Origin of the sequence: Mesorhizobium sp. C120A (assembly GCF_030323105.1) — a bacterium.
GTDB lineage: Bacteria > Pseudomonadota > Alphaproteobacteria > Rhizobiales > Rhizobiaceae > Mesorhizobium.
Genome location: NZ_CP100476.1, coordinates 3,902,294 through 3,925,197, shown reverse-complemented (window position 1 = coordinate 3,925,197; position 22,904 = coordinate 3,902,294). Strand labels below are relative to the sequence as shown.

At 62.4% G+C, this 22,904-nt stretch carries 27 protein-coding genes; 19 read left to right on the top strand and 8 right to left on the bottom strand.

Features of this window, described 5'->3' with window-relative positions; translation table 11 throughout:
• Window position 1: 1 nt before the first annotated feature.
• The gene (locus NL532_RS19030; protein ID WP_023829649.1) at window positions 2–529 is read left to right on the top strand and encodes a hypothetical protein; all 528 of its coding nucleotides are present in this window, start codon (window positions 2–4) and stop codon (window positions 527–529) included.
• A 10-nt stretch (window positions 530–539) separates the two neighbouring features.
• Window positions 540–1,337: a YdcF family protein gene (locus NL532_RS19025; protein ID WP_023829648.1), complete on the top strand. Its 798-nt coding sequence runs from the start codon at window positions 540–542 to the stop codon at window positions 1,335–1,337.
• On the opposite strand, the gene NL532_RS19020 is transcribed toward NL532_RS19025, so the two are convergent.
• Window positions 1,286–2,029, bottom strand: coding sequence for a DUF599 domain-containing protein (locus tag NL532_RS19020; protein ID WP_023829647.1), 744 nt, complete (start codon window positions 2,027–2,029; stop codon window positions 1,286–1,288). The two genes, NL532_RS19025 and NL532_RS19020, sit on opposite strands and share 52 nt — an antisense overlap.
• A gap of 272 nt (window positions 2,030–2,301) precedes the next feature.
• Here NL532_RS19020 and NL532_RS19015 point away from each other — a divergent pair, with 272 nt between their 5' ends.
• From NL532_RS19015 to NL532_RS19000, 4 genes are all read left to right on the top strand, one after another.
• Window positions 2,302–3,705 (top strand): L-serine ammonia-lyase, encoded by a 1,404-nt coding sequence (locus NL532_RS19015; RefSeq protein WP_023829646.1) that lies wholly within the window; start codon window positions 2,302–2,304, stop codon window positions 3,703–3,705.
• 78 nt (window positions 3,706–3,783) lie between these two features.
• Complete coding sequence (locus NL532_RS19010; RefSeq protein WP_023829645.1) at window positions 3,784–4,221, top strand: DUF1489 family protein; 438 nt, start codon at window positions 3,784–3,786, stop codon at window positions 4,219–4,221.
• 102 nt (window positions 4,222–4,323) lie between these two features.
• Entirely contained in the window at window positions 4,324–5,055 is a 732-nt protein-coding gene (locus NL532_RS19005; protein WP_023826973.1) for a hypothetical protein, read from the top strand.
• Window positions 5,055–5,753 (top strand): DnaJ domain-containing protein, encoded by a 699-nt coding sequence (locus NL532_RS19000; protein ID WP_023826972.1) that lies wholly within the window; start codon window positions 5,055–5,057, stop codon window positions 5,751–5,753. The genes NL532_RS19005 and NL532_RS19000 overlap by 1 nt, the downstream gene beginning before the upstream one ends.
• A 46-nt stretch (window positions 5,754–5,799) precedes the next feature.
• On the opposite strand, the gene NL532_RS18995 is transcribed toward NL532_RS19000, so the two are convergent.
• Complete coding sequence (locus tag NL532_RS18995; protein ID WP_373420149.1) at window positions 5,800–7,194, bottom strand: SPOR domain-containing protein; 1,395 nt, start codon at window positions 7,192–7,194, stop codon at window positions 5,800–5,802.
• A gap of 68 nt (window positions 7,195–7,262) precedes the next feature.
• On the opposite strand from NL532_RS18995, the gene NL532_RS18990 reads away from it, so the two are divergent.
• The 4 genes from NL532_RS18990 (at window position 7,263) to clpA (ending at window position 10,964) form a co-directional block, all read left to right on the top strand.
• Window positions 7,263–7,538 (top strand): hypothetical protein, encoded by a 276-nt coding sequence (locus tag NL532_RS18990; RefSeq protein WP_155922483.1) that lies wholly within the window; start codon window positions 7,263–7,265, stop codon window positions 7,536–7,538.
• Complete coding sequence (locus NL532_RS18985; protein ID WP_023671011.1) at window positions 7,535–7,864, top strand: phasin family protein; 330 nt, start codon at window positions 7,535–7,537, stop codon at window positions 7,862–7,864. The genes NL532_RS18990 and NL532_RS18985 overlap by 4 nt, the downstream gene beginning before the upstream one ends.
• Window positions 7,865–8,141: 277 nt before the next feature.
• On the top strand, window positions 8,142–8,468 hold the full coding sequence (clpS, locus tag NL532_RS18980; RefSeq protein WP_023754877.1) for an ATP-dependent Clp protease adapter ClpS: 327 nt from the start codon (window positions 8,142–8,144) through the stop codon (window positions 8,466–8,468).
• A 6-nt stretch (window positions 8,469–8,474) separates the two neighbouring features.
• Window positions 8,475–10,964 (top strand): ATP-dependent Clp protease ATP-binding subunit ClpA, encoded by a 2,490-nt coding sequence (clpA, locus tag NL532_RS18975; protein WP_023826971.1) that lies wholly within the window; start codon window positions 8,475–8,477, stop codon window positions 10,962–10,964.
• Between the two features lie 102 nt (window positions 10,965–11,066).
• On the opposite strand, the gene NL532_RS18970 is transcribed toward clpA, so the two are convergent.
• The 5 genes from NL532_RS18970 to NL532_RS18950 all read right to left on the bottom strand — a co-directional run bounded on the left by NL532_RS18970 (window position 11,067) and on the right by NL532_RS18950 (window position 14,743).
• On the bottom strand, window positions 11,067–11,516 hold the full coding sequence (locus tag NL532_RS18970; RefSeq protein WP_023826970.1) for a phosphatase PAP2 family protein: 450 nt from the start codon (window positions 11,514–11,516) through the stop codon (window positions 11,067–11,069).
• A gap of 224 nt (window positions 11,517–11,740) precedes the next feature.
• A complete protein-coding gene (locus NL532_RS18965; RefSeq protein WP_023671015.1) occupies window positions 11,741–12,169 on the bottom strand; it encodes an HIT family protein in 429 nt (142 codons plus the stop codon).
• 96 nt (window positions 12,170–12,265) lie between these two features.
• The gene (locus tag NL532_RS18960) at window positions 12,266–13,480 is read right to left on the bottom strand and encodes a GNAT family N-acetyltransferase (protein ID WP_023829644.1); all 1,215 of its coding nucleotides are present in this window, start codon (window positions 13,478–13,480) and stop codon (window positions 12,266–12,268) included.
• A gap of 55 nt (window positions 13,481–13,535) precedes the next feature.
• Window positions 13,536–14,264 carry a glycerophosphodiester phosphodiesterase gene (locus tag NL532_RS18955; RefSeq protein WP_023829643.1) on the bottom strand — a complete coding sequence of 243 codons (729 nt, stop codon included), beginning with the start codon at window positions 14,262–14,264 and terminating at the stop codon, window positions 13,536–13,538.
• 14 nt (window positions 14,265–14,278) lie between these two features.
• A complete protein-coding gene (locus tag NL532_RS18950; RefSeq protein WP_023826967.1) occupies window positions 14,279–14,743 on the bottom strand; it encodes a RidA family protein in 465 nt (154 codons plus the stop codon).
• A 138-nt stretch (window positions 14,744–14,881) separates the two neighbouring features.
• On the opposite strand from NL532_RS18950, the gene NL532_RS18945 reads away from it, so the two are divergent.
• The 5 genes from NL532_RS18945 (at window position 14,882) to tsf (ending at window position 18,637) form a co-directional block, all read left to right on the top strand.
• A complete protein-coding gene (locus NL532_RS18945) occupies window positions 14,882–15,712 on the top strand; it encodes a cell envelope integrity EipB family protein (RefSeq protein ID WP_023688583.1) in 831 nt (276 codons plus the stop codon).
• Between the two features lie 43 nt (window positions 15,713–15,755).
• Complete coding sequence (locus NL532_RS18940) at window positions 15,756–16,034, top strand: DUF4031 domain-containing protein (protein ID WP_023826966.1); 279 nt, start codon at window positions 15,756–15,758, stop codon at window positions 16,032–16,034.
• Window positions 16,031–16,642 carry a LysE family translocator gene (locus NL532_RS18935; RefSeq protein ID WP_023688582.1) on the top strand — a complete coding sequence of 204 codons (612 nt, stop codon included), beginning with the start codon at window positions 16,031–16,033 and terminating at the stop codon, window positions 16,640–16,642. The genes NL532_RS18940 and NL532_RS18935 overlap by 4 nt, the downstream gene beginning before the upstream one ends.
• Before the next feature lie 177 nt (window positions 16,643–16,819).
• Entirely contained in the window at window positions 16,820–17,608 is a 789-nt protein-coding gene (gene rpsB / locus NL532_RS18930; RefSeq protein ID WP_023671022.1) for a 30S ribosomal protein S2, read from the top strand.
• A gap of 108 nt (window positions 17,609–17,716) precedes the next feature.
• Window positions 17,717–18,637, top strand: coding sequence for a translation elongation factor Ts (tsf, locus tag NL532_RS18925; protein ID WP_023826965.1), 921 nt, complete (start codon window positions 17,717–17,719; stop codon window positions 18,635–18,637).
• A gap of 33 nt (window positions 18,638–18,670) precedes the next feature.
• Here the strand turns inward: tsf and NL532_RS18920 are convergent, their stop codons facing one another.
• Entirely contained in the window at window positions 18,671–19,597 is a 927-nt protein-coding gene (locus NL532_RS18920) for a LysR family transcriptional regulator (protein WP_023826964.1), read from the bottom strand.
• Between the two features lie 98 nt (window positions 19,598–19,695).
• On the opposite strand from NL532_RS18920, the gene NL532_RS18915 reads away from it, so the two are divergent.
• From NL532_RS18915 to frr, 4 genes are all read left to right on the top strand, one after another.
• Entirely contained in the window at window positions 19,696–20,223 is a 528-nt protein-coding gene (locus NL532_RS18915; protein WP_023826963.1) for a nuclear transport factor 2 family protein, read from the top strand.
• Between the two features lie 34 nt (window positions 20,224–20,257).
• Window positions 20,258–21,367, top strand: a complete 1,110-nt coding sequence (locus tag NL532_RS18910; RefSeq protein ID WP_023829642.1) for an aldo/keto reductase — start codon at window positions 20,258–20,260, stop codon at window positions 21,365–21,367.
• Window positions 21,368–21,517: 150 nt separating this feature from the next.
• Window positions 21,518–22,240 (top strand): UMP kinase, encoded by a 723-nt coding sequence (gene pyrH, locus NL532_RS18905; protein ID WP_023671026.1) that lies wholly within the window; start codon window positions 21,518–21,520, stop codon window positions 22,238–22,240.
• A gap of 101 nt (window positions 22,241–22,341) precedes the next feature.
• Window positions 22,342–22,896 carry a ribosome recycling factor gene (frr, locus tag NL532_RS18900; protein ID WP_023671027.1) on the top strand — a complete coding sequence of 185 codons (555 nt, stop codon included), beginning with the start codon at window positions 22,342–22,344 and terminating at the stop codon, window positions 22,894–22,896.
• Window positions 22,897–22,904 lie beyond the last annotated feature (8 nt).

The following is a 22,904-nucleotide window of genomic DNA, read 5'->3' as shown; positions in this document are numbered from 1 at the left end:
CATGCCGCCTCCGTCTCGCATTTCCATCGTCGAGACGGGAGACGAACTGCTGATCACCAACCCGCCACGCAGCTCGGATTTCAGGACAGTCTTTGTCCTGATCGGGGCGGCTATCGTTGCCTATACCGGCTACATGGGGTTGACCGATATTTCTCCCGCGACGGTCAGCAGCGGCACGCTTGGCCTGCTGTCGTTCGTGGCGATCATTGCCCTCTTCACCTATTTCCTGGGCAAGGATTTCATCTGGCGGGTGTTCGGCAGGGAAACCCTGCGGCTGACCGACACCGCAGCCGTGCGCTCGGTGAGGGGTTCTTTGCGAAATCGGTGGTCACTGCCTTTGAAAGGGCATCTTAGGGTCGAAATCCTCGACCACACCTATCCCACGAACGAAGTGGGACTGTCGGAAGTCATCAGCTTGACCAACGCGAACGGCGTCCTTGTTTTCGGCAGGGAGTTAAGCCGCCTCGAAGCGGAAGCGGTAGCGAGTGCGGTCGAGCACTTCATCGGCCGTCACAATTTGAGCTGGTGATAGGCAGGTAATGTTCTTCTATCTCTCCAAAATCTTCTGGTTCTTCGTCCAGCCGCTCAATTTTGCGATCTTCCTGCTGCTGGCAGGCTTGCTCGCGGCGCTGATCGGGCGCCGGCGGCTGGCGGCCACGGGCAGTGTCTTCGCCTTCCTCATTCTTGCGCTGTCGGCCTGGACGTCGCTTGGTGCCATGATGCTCAATCCGCTTGAAGAGCGCTTTCCAAGGCCACCGCTGCCGCAGAAGGTCGACGGCATCGTCGTGCTTGGCGGTGGTTTCGAGGGCGCCATCAACTTGGTGCGCGGCGGCTATGAGCTGAATTCCGGCGGCGACCGCATGGTTGAGACGGCAATCCTCGCCCGGCGCTTTCCCGAAGCGAAGGTGGTTGTCTCGGGCGGCACCGGCGAACTGTTCATCGAGGGTGAGGGTGATGCGGCCACCGCACCACGTTTGCTCGACGCGCTCGGCGTCAGTGCGGATCGGCTGGTGCTCGAGACCAAATCCCGCAACACCTATGAGAATGCCGTCTTCACCAAGGAACTGGTAACGCCGAAATCGGGCGAAACCTGGCTGCTGGTGACCTCGGCCTTCCACATGCCGCGCTCCAAGGCGCTGTTCGACAAGGCAGGCTTTCCGACGACGCCATGGCCTGTCGACTATCGCACGTCGGGCAAGGAGGGCTTTGGCCTGTTTCGCGACAACGCACCCGATTCGCTGCAGACCACCACCATTGCGATCCGCGAATGGATCGGCCTCGCCGCCTATTGGCTATCGGGCCGGATCGACCAGCTTTTCCCCGGCCCGGGCGGCTGACCGATCACCGCTTGTCGCGCCGCTGAAAAGAACTGGCGCCGCACCAGCACCGCCAGAAGCAGCAGCGTCGACAGCACGAACACGATCGGGTCGACGAACCAGCCGAGATAGCCGATCGAGAAGAACACCGCGCGCAGGCCTGAATTGAAATGCTTGCCGGCCAGCATGTTCATGCGCGCCGCGCGCCACACCGCCGTTTCGCTGACCAGGTTGCGTGACGCCTCGCCATAGGGGATCGGCACCGCGCCGATCAGGATCGTGCAGTAGTTGAAGAGACGGTAGGCCCAGCCGAACTTGAAGAAGGCGAAGGCCAGGATCAGCACCAGGCCAAAGACCTTGATCTGAAAGGCGGAGCGCGATGAGGTCGCGTTCAACGGCAGGTCGTTCAGCACGGCAAGGACCTGATCCGAGGCGCCAAGCAGCGCGAAACAGCCACCGAGCGCAATCAGCGAACTGGAGGCGAAAAAGGCGGTGCCTTGCTGCAGGCCGCTCATGATGGCGGTGTCGACGATGCGGATTTCGCGCTCGGCCATGGTGCGCATCCAGGCCTCGCGCTGCACGTTCATGGCCATCGTCAACGACACCCGGCTGACCAGTCTGCCGTCGGACGCCAGCGTATGCAGCAACCATGCGAGCAGGAAGAAAGCCAGCGCCGCCAGATCAGCCGTCGACAGATGGAAGGAATCGCCCATGCCCCCTTTTACCACAGGCAAAGCGGTCAGTTCGATGCTCCAATGCATGCCGCCCAGAGGTGAGCTGCGGTTCTGGGACAACGACATGCATTGAAACAAGAACTTAAAGCGCGTCGCATGAATCCGTTTCAGCGCGACGCGCTTTCAGCCGGTGATGTCGCTGCCGGAGCAAACAAGGTCGGCAGGTGCAGCGCCGCAATCCGCAAAACAGCACAAACATCATGGAAAGTCCTATATGTAGGTCTTGATCCCATTCCCGGAGACGGCGCAGCGTGTTTCTTTCGGTTTTCGACCTGTTCAAGATCGGCATCGGACCGTCGAGTTCGCACACGATGGGACCGATGACAGCGGCGCGGCGGTTTCTCGACGAGATCGCCGGCGATGACTGGCCGCGCCCGGCCGGCGTCAAGGTCGATCGCATTGGCGCCAGCCTGCACGGCTCGCTCGCCTATACCGGTATCGGCCATGGCTCGGATCGCGCCGTTGTCCTCGGACTTGCTGGCCTGACACCGCAGACGGTCGATCCCGATCAGGCCGAGGGAATCGCCACGCGCATCGCCGCCGAGAAGCGGATATCGCCACGCGGCCATCCCTCCTATCGCTTCGATCCGGCGACGGATCTGGTGCTCGACCGCAAGACGCCGCTCACCGGCCACGCCAACGGCATGGCCTTCTACGCTTACGATGCCGGCGACCGGCTGCTGCTCAAGCGCATCTACTATTCCATCGGCGGCGGCTTCGTGGTGTCCGAGGAAGAGCTGCAGCGGATGAAGGTGAAGGGCTCGGTGACCACAGAAGGCAAGAAGGTGCCCTATCCCTTCAAGAATGCCGTCGAGATGCTGAAGATGGCAGGCAAAAGCGGCCTGTCTATCGCCGACATGAAGCGCATCAATGAAGAGACACATATGTCGCGCGAGGAGCTCGACAACGGCCTTGATGCGATCTGGGGCGCCATGAAGGGCTGCATCGACCGCGGCCTGTCGCAGGACGGCATCATGCCGGGCGGGCTGAAAGTGCGCCGTCGTGCCCGCATGCTGCACGACAAGCTGCAGGAGCAATGGCAGCAGAACAAGCCCAACCCTTTGCTGGCCAATGACTGGCTGTCGATCTACGCCATGGCGGTGAACGAAGAGAACGCCGCCGGTGGACGCGTCGTCACCGCGCCGACCAATGGCGCGGCCGGCACATTGCCGGCGGTGCTGCGTTACTGGCTGCATTTCCACCCCGAGGCCGACCAGCCGAGCATCCGTGACTTCCTGCTCACGGCGGCCGCCGTCGGCGGCATCATCAAGACCAATGCCTCGATCTCCGGCGCCGAAGTCGGCTGCCAGGGCGAGGTCGGCTCGGCCTCGGCGATGGCTGCCGCGGGTCTCTGCGCCGTCATGGGCGGCACGCCCGAGCAGGTCGAGAACGCCGCCGAAATCGCGCTCGAACATCATCTCGGCATGACTTGCGATCCAGTCGGCGGTCTGGTCCAGGTGCCTTGCATCGAGCGCAACGCGCTCGGCGCCGTCAAGGCGGTCACCGCCGCCTCTCTGGCGATCAAAGGCGACGGCGTCCACTTCGTGCCGCTCGACGCCGCGATCGAAACAATGCGCCAGACGGGCCTCGACATGAACGAGAAGTACAAGGAAACCAGCCTTGGTGGGCTCGCCGTCAATGTCGTGGAATGCTGACCGTGCAACGCCACTGGCACTGTGGAGAAGTCGGGCAGGGCCGTTGACGCAATCGCGCGCCGGACTAAACCTTAAGCGATGGCACTCAATCTCCTAAAACTGTGCGTCGGTTGCGACAGCGTCGAGGACCTCGAAGAATGGATCGCCTTCCGCCTCGATGAGCGCCGCCGCGCCGGCGAACCCGCCGAGCACTGGCACACCACCCGCATGGTGCCGACGCGCGGCGCCGAGGTCACCGATGGCGGTTCGCTTTATTGGGTGATCAAGGGCAGCGTGCAATGCCGCCAGTTGATCACTGATATCAGGCCCTTTACCGACGACGATGGCATCGGCCGTTGCCGCCTGATGCTCGACCTCGACGTCGTGCGCACCGACTGGCAGCCGCGCCGCGCCTTCCAGGGCTGGCGTTATCTCAAACCGTCGGATGCGCCCGCCGATATCGGCAAGGGCAAGGCCGGAATGGTCGAGATGCCGCCGAAACTGAAGCGCGAGCTCGCCGATCTGGGCTTGTTGTAAGGCCACGGCGCGGCCGCTTCTCCCAGAGCGTCGAGCGCTGGCCCTCCATCTTGTCCAAGGCTGGACTTGCAAGGGGCCCGACAACGCCACATCTTGATTCTTATGAGCGACAAGAAGCAGCGCGTGCCCGCAAGGGCCGATCCTGCGCCGGTCAAGCCTCAATCCAATGCCGGCGAGATCGACGCCTTTATGCGTCAGGCCCGGACGCTTGCCGCGTCCGCGACCGGCTCCGGGCGGCTGATCCTTGCGCTCGATGCCACGATGAGCCGCCAGCCGACCTGGGATCTCGCCACCAAGCTGCAGGGCGAAATGTTCGACGCCGTCGGCAAGGCCGGCACCCTCAGCGTCCAATTGGCCTATTTTCGCGGGCTGGGCGAGTGCCGTTCAACGGCTTTTGTCGCCGACACCAACGCCCTGAAGCAGCTGATGACGCGGATCGACTGCCGTGCCGGCCACACCCAGATCGGCAAGGTGCTGGCGCATGCGCTGAAGGAAACGGCGGCGGCCAAGGTCAACGCTCTGGTCTATATCGGCGATGCCATGGAAGAGGATATCGACGACCTGGCGCAGAAGGCCGGCAGCCTCGGTCTGCACGGCGCTCCCGTCTTCGTCTTCCAGGAAGGCCATGATCCCGGCGCAGAAAAGGCGTTCAAGGAGATTGCGCGGCTGTCCAAAGGGGCTTGGTTCCGATTTGATCGGCGGGCCGCCGCGACCTTGGCCGGGCTGCTTTCGGCGGTCGCCGTCTATGCGACGGGTGGATTGAAGGCGCTCGAGGCAAGGGACAGGCCGGGAGACCGGCTGCTGATCGAGCATCTCAGGGGCGGCGGGAATTGATGGGCGCTATCATTGCACTTGTTGCACTGTTTCTGGTGCTGCTCGGGGCGGCGACGATCTTTGTCCGCGCCGATGCGCAAAAACTGGCAAGCGGCATGCGCACGCTCGGGCCGGTGCTTCTGGCGCTGGTCGGGCTCGCCGTGCTGGTGGTCGGGCGCGAAGGCATTGCCGGCCTCATTCTGGCCGCGGCCCTTGCCTGGTACGGTTCGATGCGAATGAAGCGGCCGTCGGTCGGGCCGGCGCCCGGCAAGCGCTCGACGGTGCGGACCGCCGCACTGGAAATGGAGCTTGATCACGATACGGGCGGACTTGAAGGCCTGGTTCTGGCCGGCCGCCATGAAGGCAAGATGCTGGGCGCGATGGGCCTGGCCGAGCTGCAGCAGCTTTACGGCGAACTCCCCGGCGACCCGGAGAGCCGCCAGCTCCTAGAGACGTATCTTGACGGCCGTTTTCCCGTCTGGCGCAAAGACGCTGAGGCGAACGGTGGCGAAGGGCTGGGTGTTGCGCCAGGTGCGGGCGCCATGACTAAGGAGGAGGCCTACAAGATCCTTGGTCTTGAAGCGGGGGCCGCCGCGGCGGATGTCCGCAAGGCGCACCGCCGCCTGATGCAGCGCCTGCACCCCGACATCGGCGGCACGTCTTTCCTGGCGGCGCGGATCAACGAAGCCAAGGACGTCTTGCTCTCCAATCACAACTAGTCTCCTTCGACGCAGTAAATTTCCGGGAGATGGTTCCGACGCCGCCCTACTGTTGGACGGCGTAGCAGGCGATTTTCTTTTTCTTCAGGGCATTGCAGGCATTCCAGGCCGCGTCCTTCGAGCGGAAGCCGCCGAACCGGGCGCGGTAATAGGTCTCGCCATCCTTTTCGAAGGCGACGGTGAAACCGGAAGCAGCCCCAAGAACTTTGGGCGCCAGCTTGGCGGTCTTGTCGAGGAAAGCCTGGGCTTCGGACTGCTTGGGCGACGACGCCACCTGCACCGCCCAACCAGCCGGCACCGAGGCCGTGTTGACCGGGTCGACCGCCTGTGGGGATACAGGCGTGGGTTCGGCATAGGCAGCCACAATCTGCGCAGTTTCGACCTTCGGCGCCGTCACGATGACGGTCTTGACCTTCCTGGTCTTGACGACGGGGGCGGGCTCTTCGACCGCGGCCACCGTCTGTTCGTCGGCAGACTGGCCTTCAGCAGACTGCTCGTCAGCGGATGTCGGATCGTCATTGGACGCTACGGCATCGTCTTCAACGATCGGCTTGCCATCCGGCGTCGGCGCGTCATGCTTGGGCAGGAAGACCTTGGCCAGCGCCTTGACCGGATTGTCGCCGCCGGCCTTGGCGACCAGGGCGCCGCCGCCGCGGGTCGATGCGCGCGGCATGTAGGCGTTGATCAGGCCGGCCATCTGGTTGTCGCGGCTGCGCCCCGAAGTGCCGCCCATGACGACGGCGACGAGGCGGCGGTTGCCATCCGAAACCGACGAGACGAGGTTGAAGCCGGAGGCGCGGGTATAGCCGGTCTTGATGCCGTCGACGCCCTTGATGCGGCCGAGCAGACGGTTGTGGCCATTGATGCGCTGGCGGCCGTAAAGGAAGGAGCGCTGCGAGAAATAGCCGTAATACTGCGGATAATGTTCCCTGAGCGCTATGCCGAGCATCGCCATGTCGTGGGCGGTTGTGAACTGGCCGGGATCGGGCAGGCCGTTGGCATTGCGAAACACGGTGCCGTCCATGCCGAGCGCGCGCGCCTTGGCGGTCATCATGCGGGCGAAATTGCTTTCGCTGCCGCCGAGCAGTTCGCCGAGCGCGGTCGCCGAATCATTGGCCGACTTGGTCACCATCGACAGGATGGCGGTCTCGACCGAAACCGCTCCGCCCGCCTTGACGCCGAGCTTGGTCGGCGGTTCGGCCGCCGCTTTGGCCGAGAACGGCACGGGCGTGTTCCTGCTGATCCGGCCCTTCGCCATGGCCTCGAAGGTCAGATAGAGCGTCATCATCTTGGTCAGCGACGCCGGGTAGCGCCGGCCGTTGGCATCGGACGAATAAAGCACCTTGCCGGTCTTGGCGTCGACGACGATCGCCGAAGACCTGGCGGCCATCGAGGACGCGGCATCCGCAACGACAAATGACATCGCCAAAGCGAGGATCATGATCGTTTTGAGGGAAGATGCGGATTTTGAACCGAAGACCGACAACGCCTGACGCACTGATAGTTCCTTTGAAACTCATTGCCCTGGAGGTGGCAAAGGGATCCGACCTCACTTGTCGTCAAACTATCGCGGCCAGCGTTACCAATCCGTTTATGGTAACCGGCGCGTTCACCATTTTCCTCGGGCTTGAGCCTTTCTTTATTCGAATTTTAGCTGTTGCCGGCGCAGCGCGGCCTGATGCCGCTGAAATCTTGACTTTTGTGCAGCGCACAATATATTCTCGTGCATTGCACAACCGCGCTCAGGCAAGGGCGCTTCAAAACGCCAAGGGAAACGTCAAATGACCCAGACCTACGAGGACTTCTCGAAATACGGCAAGGAGTTTGCCGATACCGGATTGAAGAGCTTCACCTCGCTCTCCAAGGGCGCGCAGGCGATCGCCACTGAAGCTGGCGAATACACCAAGAAGAGCTTCGAAGCCGGCAGCGCCGCGGTCGAAAAGCTGTTCTCCGCCAAGTCGCTGGAAAAGGCGGTCGAGATCCAGTCCGACTTCGCCAAGCAGAGCTATGAGAGCTTCGTTGCCGAGGCGACCAAGTTCGGCGATCTCTATGCCGATCTCGCCAAGGAGGCTTACAAGCCCTTCGAATCGATTGTCGCCAAGGCGAAGTAATTTCGCTCGAGAATACCAGGCACGGCCTTTCGGGCTTGCAAAACAGACCCGGTCGCGGATGCGCGGCCGGGTTTTTTCATGCCGGTTTCAATTCCGGGGCTTTGGCGGTTCACGATTTTGAAAATCGCCTCGGTTTGCCCACCTAGCCATATTGTCAGCTAACAAGAAGGGCTTAAAATCGTCCATCGAACACCTACATATCGAACTCGCCATGGGGATTCGAAAGAGGCAGGATTACGTGACTTCAGGTTTGACTGCCACGACAAGCGTGGTGCGGATGCAAAGTGACGGCGACGGCAATGAGGCCGGTCGCGGCACAGCCGTCATTACGCGCACGAAGACCAAGACCAAGAAGCCCAGCCTTTACAGGGTCCTCATCCTCAACGACGACTATACGCCCATGGAGTTCGTGGTTCACGTCCTGGAGCGTTTTTTTCAAAAGGACCGCGAAGCCGCCACACGCATCATGCTTCATGTTCACAATCATGGGGTGGGCGAGTGCGGGGTCTATACATTCGAGGTGGCCGAGACCAAAGTGTCTCAGGTCATGGATTTCGCCCGACATAATCAGCATCCGCTGCAATGCGTGATGGAGAAGAAGTGAGGTAACATGCCGGCTTTCTCCCAAGGCCTGGAAAAGGCGCTTCACCAGGCGCTGACGCTCGCCAATGAGCGGCACCATGAATATGCAACCCTAGAACATCTGCTGCTCGCCCTCATCGACGACACCGAGGCGGCCGCCGTTATGCGCGCCTGCAACGTCGATCTCGACGAGCTGAAGCACACCGTTCTGACCTATATCGACACCGAACTCGACAATCTGGTCACCGGTTACGATGAGGATTCCAAGCCGACCGCCGGCTTCCAGCGCGTCATCCAGCGCGCCGTGATCCATGTGCAGTCATCCGGCCGCGAGGAAGTGTCCGGCGCCAACGTGCTCGTCGCCATCTTTGCCGAGCGCGAGAGCCATGCCGCTTATTTCCTGCAGGAACAGCAGATGACCCGCTACGACGCGGTCAACTACATCTCGCACGGCATCGCCAAGCGCCCCGGCGCATCGGAGACGCGCTCGCCGCGCGGCGCCGATGACGAGCAGGGCGGCCAGAACGGCGCCGAGCCGCAGGAGGAAGGCGGCAAGAAGAAGCAGCAGCAGGATGCGCTGACGGCTTATTGCGTCAACCTCAACAACAAGGCCAAGGCCGGCAAGATCGATCCGCTGATCGGCCGCGAGAGCGAAATCAACCGCACCATCCAGGTGCTGTGCCGCCGCTCTAAGAACAACCCGCTCTATGTCGGCGATCCCGGCGTCGGGAAAACGGCGATTGCCGAAGGTCTGGCCAAGCGCATCGTCGAAGGCGACGTGCCCGAAGTGCTGCAGGACGCCACCATCTTCGCGCTCGACATGGGCACGCTTCTGGCCGGCACCCGCTACCGTGGCGATTTCGAAGAGCGGCTGAAGCAGGTTGTCAAGGAGCTAGAGGATTATCCCGGCGCCGTGCTGTTCATCGACGAGATCCACACGGTGATCGGGGCCGGCGCCACGTCAGGCGGCGCGATGGATGCGTCGAACCTGTTGAAGCCGGCGCTGTCTTCGGGTGCCATCCGCTGCATCGGCTCGACCACTTACAAGGAATTCCGCCAGTTCTTCGAGAAGGACCGCGCTCTGGTGCGGCGCTTCCAGAAGATCGACGTCAACGAGCCGACCATCGAGGACGCCATCGAGATCATGAAGGGCCTCAAGCCCTATTATGAGGAATTCCACAAGGTGAAGTTCACCAACGAGGCGATCAAGGCTTCGGTGGAACTGTCGGCCCGCTACATCAACGACCGCAAGCTGCCGGACAAGGCGATCGATGTGATCGACGAGACCGGCGCCTCGCAGATGCTGGTGCCGGAAGCCAAGCGCAAGAAGACGATCGGCATCAAGGAGATCGAAGCCACTATCGCCACGATGGCCCGCATCCCGCCGAAGACGGTTTCGGCCGACGACGAGAAGGTGCTGCAAGGCCTCGACATCGAGCTGAAGCGCGTCGTCTATGGCCAAGACACCGCCATCACCGCGCTGACCTCGGCAATCAAGCTGGCGCGTGCCGGCCTGCGCGAACCGGAAAAGCCGATCGGCTCCTACCTGTTCTCAGGCCCGACCGGCGTCGGCAAGACCGAAGTCGCCAAGCAGTTGGCTGCCTCGCTCGGCGTCGAGCTGATCCGCTTCGACATGTCGGAATATATGGAACGCCACACCGTTTCGCGGCTGATCGGCGCGCCTCCCGGCTATGTCGGTTTCGACCAAGGCGGCTTGTTGACCGACGGCGTCGACCAGCATCCGCACTGCGTGCTCTTGCTGGATGAAGTCGAGAAGGCGCATCCGGACCTGTTCAACATCCTGTTGCAGGTCATGGACCACGGCAAGCTGACCGACCACAACGGCAAGCAGATCGACTTCCGCAACGTCATCCTGATCATGACCACCAATGCGGGCGCATCCGATGCGCAGCGCGCGGCGATCGGTTTCGGATCGACCAAGCGCGAAGGCGACGATGTCGAGGCCATCAACCGGTTGTTCACGCCGGAGTTCCGCAACCGTCTCGATGCGATCATCCCGTTCGGCTCTCTGCCAGTCCCGGTCATCCACCAGGTGGTGCAGAAGTTCGTCATGCAGCTCGAGGCCCAGCTTTCCGAGCGGGGCGTCACCTTCGACCTGTCGGCGGACGCGATCGCCTGGCTGGCCGACAAGGGCTATGATGAGCGCATGGGTGCGCGGCCGCTCGGCCGGGTCATCCAGGAGCACATCAAGAAGCCGTTGGCCGACGAGGTGCTGTTCGGCAAGCTCAAGAAGGGCGGCACGGTGCGCGTCACTGTCGAGAAGAAGGAAACCGGCGAAACCGGCCTGAAGCTCGAATCGCTGGCCGACGAAGCCCCGGTGCAGCCGAAGCAGGAGCCGGAAGAGGCGCCGAAAGCCCGCAAGGCGGTGGCCAAGAAGCCCGTCGCCAAGAAGGCGGCGGCGCAGAAGCCTCAGCCCAAGGGCAAGGACGAGCCTGAGCCCAAGGGCAAGGATGGCGGCAAGCGCAGCCTGGTGCCGCAACTACCGCGCAAGAGCTAAAAAGTTCGCCTATGAAAAAAGGGCCCGGTGACGGGCCCTTTTTTCATTGGCTGGCCGGTTTGCCGACACAGGCCCCTGCTTTTCAGGTCAGATGCTGTTAGGTCAGGCGGCGACGCCCTCGGGTGCAAACTTGCCCAGGAAGTACCCGCACGCCTTCCAGATGGCGATCGAAATCAGAACGCTCGCATAGCCATCCACGGCACAATGCCAGCCAAGGACGACCGAGCCGACCATGATGATTGCGGCGAATGCCCACATCAAAAGGCCGGCCAACCGTGAGCGGCGTGTTGCATAAAGCGCGAAAAGCACCGCCATCGCCACATGCATGGACGGGAAGGCGGATATGCCGAGACTGCCTGGCGTCGCCCCGATATAGCCGCTCCACACAATGTCCTGCGCAAGGTGAAAAAAGCTGCCGAGTGCGAAGGCGCAGCCACCGATCCAGAAAGCGAAAAGAAGGTATTGGGCATAGTCTTCCAGCACGCCGAAATCCGGCATGTTTCCGGTGCGCAGGCCGACCGCGGCTGCCAAAAGCAGGGCAGCGATGGCCATCGCGTGCAGCAGGCGGTGTCGCCGGTACGCGTCCGCCAAGGTGCGCAGAAAGGCCCGCCCGGCAGCTGCTTTTACCAACGGCTCTGATGTCGCAACCGAATGTTCCACGATTTTTAAAACCCAAACGCATCCCGGTACGGCACTTTATCACGGGGTGGTTTGATATTTTCCTAACCGACGTGGTGGATTGTGGCTGAGCGCATCGCCCTGAGGCGCGCGCCACCTCAACCGTTCAGCGCTGCTCGGATCCTGGCCGCGTTCTCAGTCAGCACTTCGGGCTTCTCCATCTGCCCCGTATGCGGCTTGAGCGCGATGCCTTCGAACCGCGGGATGACATGGACATGCAGGTGGTAGACGGTCTGGCCGGAGGCCGGTTCGTTGAACTGCAGGATCGTGACCCCGTCAGCGCCGAAAGCCTTTTTGACCGCCAGCGACACCTTTTGGACCGTGGTGAACAGCCGGCCGAGCGTCGCCGGATCTGCATCGAGCAGATTGCGCGACGGTGCTTTGGGCACCACCAGCGTGTGACCGGGGCCTTGCGGCATCACATCCATGAAGGCGACCACGGCATCATCCTCGTAGACGCGGTGCGACGGGATTTCGCCGCGCAGGATCTTCGCGAAGATATTGCTGGGGTCGTAGGCCTCGGTCATGGCGGCGCTCCGGGAGTATGCTCCCGGTGTAGCGAAGCTGTCCCGGACCGGCAAGATGGTCCGGCGATATCGACAGGCGAGGGCAGGGGCGGATCGCTATTCCTCAAGATCCTTGCGGAACGGCGTATGCTCTTCCAGGATTTCGCCCATCCGCTCGACCTCGCGGCGTTCCCGCCGGAGATAGTCGGCCACAGCATTGCGCAGGCCGGGATGTGCGATGTAGTGCGCCGAATGCATGGTCACGGGACGATAGCCGCGCGCCAGCTTGTGCTCACCCTGCGCGCCGGCCTCGACCACCTTCAGCTTACGCTCGATGGCGAAGTCGATGGCCTGATGGTAGCAAACTTCGAAATGCAGGAACGGGTGGTCCTCGATGCAGCCCCAATTGCGGCCGTAGAGCGCATCGGAGCCGATGAAGTTGATGGCGCCGGCGACATAGCGGCCATTGCGCTTGGCCATTACCAACAGGATATCCTGGGACATGCGCTCGCCGATCAGCGAGAAGAACTTGCGGTTGAGATAGGGCCGGCCCCATTTGCGGCTGCCGGTGTCCATATAGAAGGCGAAGAAATCGTCCCAGGCCCTTTCGGTCAGGTCCTTGCCGGTCAGCCGGTCGATCGAGATATCGTTGGCGAGCGCCTCGCGCCGCTCCTTCTTCATCGCCTTGCGCTTGCGCGATGCCAGCGTAGCGAGGAAATCGTCATAGGTCGAAAAGCCTTCGTTGCAGAAGTGGAACTGCTGGTCGGTGCGGTGCAGGAAGCCGGCTGCTTCCAGCGTTGCAACGTCGCTTTCATTGGCGAAGGTGACATGCGCGGACGACACGCCGAGCTTTTCCGTCACCGCCTTCAGGCCCGCTGCGAGACCGGCCTTCACAATGGCGCTGTCCTCGCCTTTGCTGACCAGCAGGCGAGGGCCGGTGACCGGAGAGAACGGCACGGCGCATTGCAGTTTCGGATAGTAGTTGCCGCCGGCGCGTTCGAACGCATCGGACCAGCCGTGGTCGAAGACATATTCGCCCTGGCTGTGCGATTTGAGATAGCAGGGCACGGCGCCCAGCAATCTGCCTTGGGCATTTTCCAGTCTGAGATGATGACCTTGCCAGCCGGTACGCCGCACGGCGCAGCCGGACTCTTCAAGCGCGCTCAGAAAAGCATATGAAACGAGAGGGTTATAGCCATTTTCTGTGTCGCTGCGGGTTGTGCCGGTAAAGCCGTTCCACTCGTCGCAGGTGAAGGCATTGATGCCGGCGGCAACGCGGATGGAAAACTCCGCATTCGCCGTTTGCCCGTCACCTTCATCACCCTGATCCATGGGGCTTATTTAAGCTCTGTCGGGGCCGCTACAAGTCACGTTTCAGGCACTTCCATCAGGCGACATTGACCAGATCGGGTTCGAACCCTTCGAACGTCATCTGGTCGGCGTATTTGAAGGTGAGATCCACCGCCGGCTGGTCATGCACCGTCCAGGTGATGACAGGCATTTTAAGCCTTTCGCGCACGAAGCTGACGAACGGGTTCGGCAGATCGCCCGCGGCATATGAGGTGAAGGCGAGGTCATGTGCCAGCATGGCAAAATGCGCCTCGATCAACTGATTGTCCCTGCCGTAGGCGGTCAGCCCACCCGGAATGCCAGGCGCATCCCTGGGGAAGTCGCGGACCAGCCAATGGTCGAACGACATGATCGCCGCCTTGCCCTTGTAGCGCTCCAGCATCTTGCCGACGCTTGCCACCAAGCCCTCGTCGTAACCGGGCACACCCTTCAGTTCGACAACCATCGGCACACGGCCATCGACCAGGCCGAGCGCTTCCTGCAACGTCGGTATATGGTCCCTGGTGCCGCCGATCCTGAGCGCCGCCAGTTCCGCTGCCGTGCGCTGCCAGACGAAGCCGTCCTGGCCGGTCAACCGCCTGAGATCGCCGTCATGAATGATGACGGGGACGCGGTCGGACGACAGATGCACGTCGCATTCGATCGCATAGCCGCGCTCGGCGGCAGCCGCGAAGGCCGACAGCGTGTTTTCCCAGCGCGTCTTGTTCATGTCGTGAAAGCCGCGATGCGCCACCGGGCGGGCGGTCAGCCAGGAAAGGTCGGTCATTGTCTTGGTCCTGCTCATGCGACCTCGAAGACGCCTTCGATTTCCACTGCGGCATTAAGCGGCAGACAGGCGGTGCCGACGGCGGAGCGGGCATGCTTGCCGCGCTCGCCAAGGGCGGCGACCAGGAAATCGGAGGCGCCATTGGCGACCAGATGCTGCTCGACGAAATCCGGCACTGATGCAACAAAGACGGTGATCTTGACCAAACGCTGGATTTTTTCGAGATCGCCAAGTGCTGCTTTTGCTTGGGCCAAGACATTGATTGCGCAGTACTTTGCGCCTTCCTTGCCGGTTGCGGTGTCGAGGTCGCGGCCGAGCAGGCCGCTTGCCTGCAGCTTGCCGTCCTTGAGCGGCAACTGCCCGGCGGTGAACAAAAGATTGCCGGACCTGCAATAGGGCACATAGTTCGCGGCGGGCGCTGCGGCGGCAGGTATCGTCACGCCGAGATCGCTTAGCCGCTTTTCGATTGTTTCACTCATGGTATTTCCCTATTGCTTGGAGACGCCGCGCTGGCCGGGCCGAAATTGCTATTTTTGCCTCGCTTCCGCCACGACTTTTTTTAAGCTGGACCATCTTTACCTGCGGCCTGCCATCAGCTGCGACGATCGGAGCCCCTAATGCGCGCAACGCGCCTTGCCTTCCACGCCGTTCTCTTTCCGGTGCTGTTCTCGATGGCTCCAGCCTTTGCCGTGCCGGCGCTGCAGGCGCATCGCGCCGTCTACGATCTTACCCTCGACAAGGCGTCGGACCGCTCGGGCATCACCGGGATTTCCGGCCGCATGGTCTATGAGTTCAACGGCTCGCCCTGCGAGGGCTATACGGTAAAATTCCGTTTCGTCACCCAGATCGCCACCGGCGACAACACCAGGCTCACCGACCAGCAGACGACCACGTTCGAGGACGCCGAAGGCAAGACCTTCTCGTTCGTGACCAAATCCTTCGTCGACCAGAACCTAGACAAGGAGGTCAAAGGCACCGCCACAAAAGAGACCAAGGGCCTCAAGGTCGATATCGACAAGCCCGAGAAGAACAGCCTCGAACTCGCCGCCACCCAGTTCCCGACCCAGCATCTGGTCGAACTGATCGGCAAGGCCGAGAAGGGCGAGAATTTCTACGAAACCAGCCTGTTCGACGGTTCGGAGGATGCCAACAAGGTGATGACCACCACCGTCATCGTCGGCAAGAAGGCCGAGGGCGACAAGGCCGACCCCGAAGCGCCGGCGCTGGCCAAGCTTGCCGGCGACAAATACTGGCCGGTCGACATCGCCTATTTCGACGAGACCGACAAATCGGGCGAAGAGGTGCCGGAATACCGCATCAGCTTCAAGCTGCACGAGAACGGCATCACCCGCGACCTCACAATGGACTATGGCGAGTTCTCGATGACCGGAAAGCTGGTCAACCTGTCGCTGTTCGATCAGACCAAGCCTTGCCCGGTCTCGAAATAGCAACAATGCGGCGCTGGCACGGCAGGCTTGATGGCAGTTCCCGATGGCGGTCTATGTCGATGCGGCGATCTGGAAATGGGCCGGCCATCGCTGGTGCCACCTGATGGCCGACGATACGGACGAACTGCATCGTTTCGCCGCCGAGCTTGGTGTCAAGCGTTCGTCCTACCAGGGGCCGCCCAGGACATCGGCGCCGCACTATGACATAACCGGCTTCGAGCGCGACCGGGCGGTGCGGCTCGGCGCCATCGAATGCAGCCGCGAGGAGATCGTTGCGATCTTCAGGCGCGTACGAATACCCAACGGAAAGGGCCGATCGTGACGCTAACGGCATTCTTGGCTTATTGCCTTGCCATCACACTTGCCGCCGCCACGCCGGGTCCGGCGATGTTCACGGTGATCACCAACGGCGTGGCACGCGGCTTCCTGCGTGCGTTCGTCGCCGGAATGGGCATTGCCGCCGGTGATGCCGTGCTGGTCACCTTGGCACTGCTCGGGCTGGTGGCGCTGGCCCAGACCTTCGAATGGGTGTTTCTCCTGTTGAAATACGCCGGTGCGGCCTACCTGATTTTCCTCGGCATCAAGATGTGGCGGGCCGCGGCCGCGCAATCGGCCGCGCAAGGAATCCCCCAAACCGGATTGTCGCGTTCGTTCCTGCTTGGCGCCTCCGTGGCGCTCGGCAACCCGAAGGCGATCCTGTTCCACGCCTCGATCATGCCGCTGATCCTCAACCTCGACACCATGACGTTTGCCGACGGCCTGCTGGTGGTGGCAGTCGTCGTCGGCGCCAATATTCTCACCATGGGCATCTACGCCGCGCTGGCGGGCAGGGCATCCGGCTGGTTCAGGACGCCCGAACGCATGCGGCTGATTAACCGGTTCGCCGGCAGCGCCATGATCGGCACCGGAGCGCTGATTGCCGCACGCTGAGCGATGAAGCACCTCACCGCTTGCGTTTGCAGCACTTCCCCTCTATATGCGCGCTCATTCCACACACGGACTTTGGTGTCTGCCCGGGAGAAATCCGGCTGAAACCTCCGGTGGCGTTCGAGGACAAAGTCCAAAAATGCCTGTGTCCGTGGAGGCTAACCGGAAAAGGAACTAAGAATGGCACTGCCTGATTTCAGCATGCGCCAGCTTTTGGAAGCTGGCATTCACTTCGGCCACCAGACCCACCGCTGGAACCCGAAGATGGCGCCTTACATCTACGGCGCCCGCAACAACATCCACATCATCGACCTGTCGCAGACGGTGCCTTTGCTGCACCAGGCTCTGAAGCAGGTTTCCGACACCGTTGCCAAGGGCGGCCGCGTGCTGTTCGTCGGCACCAAGCGCCAGGCGTCCGACATCGTCGCCGACGCCGCACAGCGTTCGGCCCAATACTATGTCAACTCGCGTTGGCTCGGCGGCATGCTGACCAACTGGAAGACGATCTCGAATTCGATCCAGCGCCTGCGCAAACTCGACGAGATGCTGGCCGGTGAGGCCCAGGGCCTGACCAAGAAGGAACGCCTGAACCTCGACCGCGAGCGCGAGAAGCTCGACAAGGCGCTCGGCGGCATCAAGGACATGGGTTCGACGCCGGACCTGATGTTCGTCATCGACACCAACAAGGAAGCGATCGCCATCCTCGAGGCCAAGCGCCTCGGCATCCCGGTCGTCGCCATCATCGATTCGAACTGCGATCCGGACAAGATCGATTTCCCGATCCCCGGTAATGACGACGCGGCGCGCGCCATCCAGCTCTATTGCGACCTGATCGCCAAGGCTGCCATCGACGGCATCGCCCGCCAGCAGGGCGCGCTCGGCGTCGACATCGGCGCCTCGGTCGAAGCTCCGGTCGAACCGGCGCTTGATCCGGCTCCGGCCCCGGCTGCTGACGCTCCGGAAGCTTGACAATCGAAGGCCGGTTGCGGCCTTCATCATTCTCATATTTGGCACGCTAGACGGACGCATCACCGAGTACCGGTGGTGCGTCGGTGCATTTAAAACAAAGAGGCGACAATGAGCATTTCGGCTGCACAGGTCAAAGAACTCCGCGACTTGACCGGCGCGGGCATGATGGACTGCAAGGCGGCGTTGACCGAGACCAACGGCAACATCGAAGAGGCCGTCGACTGGCTGCGCAAGAAGGGCATTTCCAAGGCCGACAAGAAGGCTGGCCGTACTGCCGCCGAAGGCCTGATCGGCGTCGACTCCGGCGTCCGCGAGGCCGCCATCATCGAGGTTAACTCCGAGACCGATTTCGTGGCCCGCAACGAGCAGTTCCAGGAGATCGTTCGCAATGTCGCCAAGGTCGCGCTTGCTTATGGCACGACGGAGGCTGTCTCTGCCGCAAAGTATCCGGGTTCGGACAAGTCGGTCACTGACACCATCAAGGACGCCGTTGGCACCATTGGCGAGAACATGAGCTTCCGCCGTTCGGCCAAGCTCACCGTCCCGCACGGTGCTGTCGCAACCTACGTCCACAATGCGGTTGCCGATGGTCTTGGCAAGCTCGGCGTTCTGGTCGCGATCGAGACGACGGGCAATGAGCATGCCGCCAACGCCTTTGGCCGCCAGGTCGCCATGCATGTCGCCGCCACCAACCCGCTGGCGTTGACCGCCGAGCAGATCGATCCGGCAGCGGTCGAGCGCGAGAAGGCGATCTTCGCCGACCAGGCGCGCCAGTCCGGCAAGCCGGAAGCGATCATCGAAAAGATGGTCGAAGGCCGCCTGCGCAAGTTCTACGAGGAAGTCGTGCTCCTCAAGCACGCCTTCGTGCTCAATCCCGACATCACTGTCGAGCAGGCGCTGAAGGATGCCGAGAAGGACATCGGCGCTCCGGCCAAGATCTCCGCCTATCTGCGCTTTGCGCTGGGCGAAGGCATCGAAAAGGAAGAGACCGATTTCGCAGCGGAAGTCGCGGCGGCGGTGAAGAAGTAGTTTTAAAAATAGCCCCGAAAAGGGCTTCTCAGCTCAGGCAACTCGGCCGGGTGTCCGCAAGGATGCTCGGCCGATTTCTTGTGCGGTGTCGATGAAGGCCCTGAGCTTTGGCGCCGTCGACGCCCTGCGCGGGAAGTAAAGGAAGAGGCCGGGCTCCTCGATCGCCGTTTGCGGCAGGATCTGAACGAGGCGGCCGGCGGCCAATTCCGCGCGGACCAGCGGCTCGAACACATAGGTCAGCCCGACGCCGGCAAGCGCAAGGTCGATCGCGGCCAGCGAATCGGTGACGATGACCGTACCCTTCGTCTCGGCCACGACATCCTTGCCGTCCTCGGTCAGGTCCCAGCGATAGAGTGCGCCGGAGCGCACAAGCCGGTAGCCGATGCAATTGTGCTCGGAAAGATCCGCCACACCGCGCGGACGGCCATGCCGGCCGACATAGGCGGGAGAGGCAACGATCACGGCGTTGAATGGCGGCGTCAGCCGGACCGTGACCATGTCCTGTGCGATCATCTCGCCCAGCCGGATGCCGGCATCGAAACCCTCGCCGACAATGTCCACCAGCCCCTGGTCGGTGAGCAATTCGATGGTCACATCAGGATAGCGTTCAGCCATCGCGGCGACCACGGGAGTGACGGCAAGTGGAACGGCGATGTTGGGAACGTTCAACCTGAGCAAGCCGGAGGGCCGGCCCTTGATGGCTCGGATACGATCCATACGGTCGGCAATGTCCTGAAGGGCAGGGGCCGCCGTCTCCACCAGCGCCTTGCCGGCTTCCGTCAGCGAGACGCTGCGCGTCGTGCGCGCAAACAACGGCTGGCCGATCCGCTCCTCCACGAGGCGCACCGCATGGCTGACGGCGGATGGGGACATGCCCAGTTCGGCCGCAGCAAGCGCAAAGCCGCCGCGTCGGGCAACGGCGACGATGACAGGCAGATGGCTGAGCAGGTCCCGGTCCATTCATGCATGATATCGCATAGTCCTTGCGAACACTTCAATCTTCTCGATGCCGACAGGCTGACCCATATTGCCGTCACCAATGCACAAGGAGAAGAGAGATGAATGCCTTGAAACACGCTACCTTCGCCGCAGCCCTTGCTCTGGCGCCGGCTGATGCCGGCGGCGCCGAGCCGTCCGGTTGGCGCGCGCTCGCCGACGAACGCGCCGTCATCCGCATCGCCGATGCCATCGACCGTGCCGTCGATGCGCAGGACTGGAAGCTTGCCCGCTCCTATTTCGCCGACCGTGTCACCGTCGACTTCAGCAGCCTGTCAGGACAGCCCGCCGCCACCATCCCCTCCGACGATCTGATCGGTACCTGGGCCGGCAACCTCAGGGGCAGCAAGACCAGCCTGCATCTGCGCACCAATCACCAGGTGATCTTTGAGGCGGACGCGGCGACCGTCTCTTCGAACGGCTATGCCTGGAACCGGATGGAAGGCAATGGCGACCCGCTGTGGGAAGTCTGGGGCACCTACGAGCACCATCTGGTTCGCTCCGGGACCGGCTGGAAAGTCGACGGCTTCGTTTTCCGCGCCACGCATGAGCGCGGCAATCCCTGGGTCAAGATGACGCCTGGCCAGTGAGCCGGCGTCAAGAAATCAGGATAGGAAAAACACCATGACCATGAGCTATTACACACTGGGCAACAGCGGCCTGCGCGTCAGCCGGTTGGCACTGGGCACCATGACCTTTGGCACCGAATGGGGCTGGGGCGCGGACAGGGAAACCGCGCGCGCCATGGCCGACGCCTATGTCGAGGCCGGCGGCAATTTCTTCGACACCGCCGACCTCTACACCGGCGGCACAGCCGAAACCTGGCTCGGCGAATTCATCGCCGAGCGAGGCTTGCGCGACAGAGCGGTGATCGCCACGAAATTCACCTTCAACGCGGAGCCCGGCAATCCGAACGCCGGCGGCAATGGCCGCAAGAACATCTTGCGCGCCGTGGACGCTTCCCTGAAGCGGTTGGGCACTGATTATATCGACCTCTACCTCCTCCATGTCTGGGACGGGCTGACGCCGGCCGAGGAGGTCATGCGCACGATGGATGATCTCGTGCGTGCGGGCAAAATTCGCCATGTCGGCCTGTCCGATGTGCCGGCCTGGTATGCTGCCCGCGCGCAGACGATCGCCGAGTGGCGCGGCTACGAGCCGGTGTCGGCCCTGCAGCTTGAATATTCGCTGGTGGAGCGTTCGATCGAAAATGAGTTCGTGCCCTTCGGCACCCGCCATGGCGCAGGAATCATGGTGTGGAGCCCGCTGGCCAGCGGGCTGCTCAGCGGCAAGTACCGGCCGACGCAGGAAGGCCATGCCGGCCGGCTCGACGGCTTTCGCAACACCACTCATCCGGGGTTCCAGAAGTTCACCGAGCGCAACTGGGCGATCGTGGCGGAGCTCGAAAAAGTTGCCGCCGAACTCGGACGCAGCATGGCGCAGGTCGCGCTCAACTGGGTGGCAACGCAACCGGGCATCGCCACCGTGATTCTTGGCGCCACCAAGCTGGCGCAGTTGCAGGACAATCTGGCGGCGTTGGATTTCACTTTACCCGCCGAGCTTCGCGCGCGGCTGGATACGGTCAGCAAGACACCGCCGCCATTCCCGTACGCCTATTTCGGTTCCGACATACAAGCCCGGGTTACCGGCGGCGCCGTGACCGGCGACAAGCCGTTGGGTTATGCGCCGCCGCTGCTGGTCGAGGGCGACGCCGTCAGCATCACCAGCAACTGACGGGCCGCGACGGGAAGGCGGAATTGGGCGAGGGGCGCCGCGTGACATCGCGGCGCCCTTCGTGTATCGGAACTCGGCATCGCGCCAGCGGCGGCGCCCGCGCGAGGGCGGCCTGCCCAGGCTGCCACACGCAACAATGACGAGGTCCAGATGACGGCAAAGCCCCTCTATCGACGTGTCCTGCTGAAAGCGTCGGGCGAAGCGTTGATGGGCGAGCAGCATTTCGGCATCGATGTCTCGGTGGTCGACCGAATCGCCGCCGACATCGCCGAAGCCCGCGCACTTGGCATCGAGGTCGGCGTCGTCATTGGCGGCGGCAATATCTTTCGCGGCGTGGCGGTGGCATCCAAGGGCGGCGACCGCGTCACCGGCGACCACATGGGCATGCTGGCCACCGTCATCAACTCGCTGGCGCTGCGCACCTCGCTGAACAAGATCGGCGTCGATGCCGTCGTGCTGTCGGCCATCGCCATGCCCGAACTTTGCGAGAGTTTTTCCCAGCGCCAGGCCACCGCCTATATGAACCAGGGCAAGGTCGTCATTTTCGCCGGCGGCACCGGCAATCCGTTCTTCACCACCGATTCGGCCGCGGCCTTGCGCGCCGCCGAGATCGGCGCCGACGCGTTGTTCAAGGGCACCCAGGTCGACGGCGTCTATTCGGCCGATCCCAAGAAGGATCCGAATGCGACCCGCTTCGAGCGCATCAGCCATGCCGAAGTCATCAACAAGGGCCTTTCGATCATGGATACCGCCGCAATTGCACTTGCGCGCGAAAACAACATCCCGATAATCGTCTATTCGATCCACGAAAAAGGTGGTTTCGGCGATATTCTGCGGGGCGGCGGCCGTTGCACGATCGTCGCCGACGAGTGACCCGGAGTATACTCTCCTAAAAAGGGGATCAGTTTTCGAAAGCGGGTCCGAATATAGGCCCTAAGCACTGAACCCGGATCAAACGGGTCGAGGAGACTAAGATGAGTGGTGAGTTCGACGACCTCAAGCGGCGCATGGATGGCGCGATCGCCGCCTTCAAGCACGATCTGGCTTCGCTGCGCACCGGCCGTGCCTCCAGCAATCTGCTCGACGCCATCCAGGTCCAGGCCTACGGCACCACCATGCCCATCAACCAGGTGGCGAACGTGTCGGTGCCGGAGCCGCGCATGATCTCGGTTTCGGTATGGGACAAGTCGATGGTCGGCGCGGTCGACCGTGCCATCAGAGAATCCAATCTCGGCTTCAATCCGATCGTCGACGGCACCAATCTCAGAATTCCGCTGCCCGAGCTCAACGAGCAGCGCCGCAAGGAACTGGTCAAGATTTCGCATGGCTACGCCGAGAACGCCCGCGTTGCGGTGCGCCATGTCCGTCGCGACGGCATGGACTTCTTGAAGAAGGCGGAAAAGGACGGCGACATCAGCGAGGACGATCAGCGCAAGCGCTCCGATCAGGTCCAGAAGCTGACCGACGAAACGATCAGCACCATCGATCACCTGCTTTCCGATAAGGAAGCTGAAATCATGCAGGTCTAGGGTCGGCC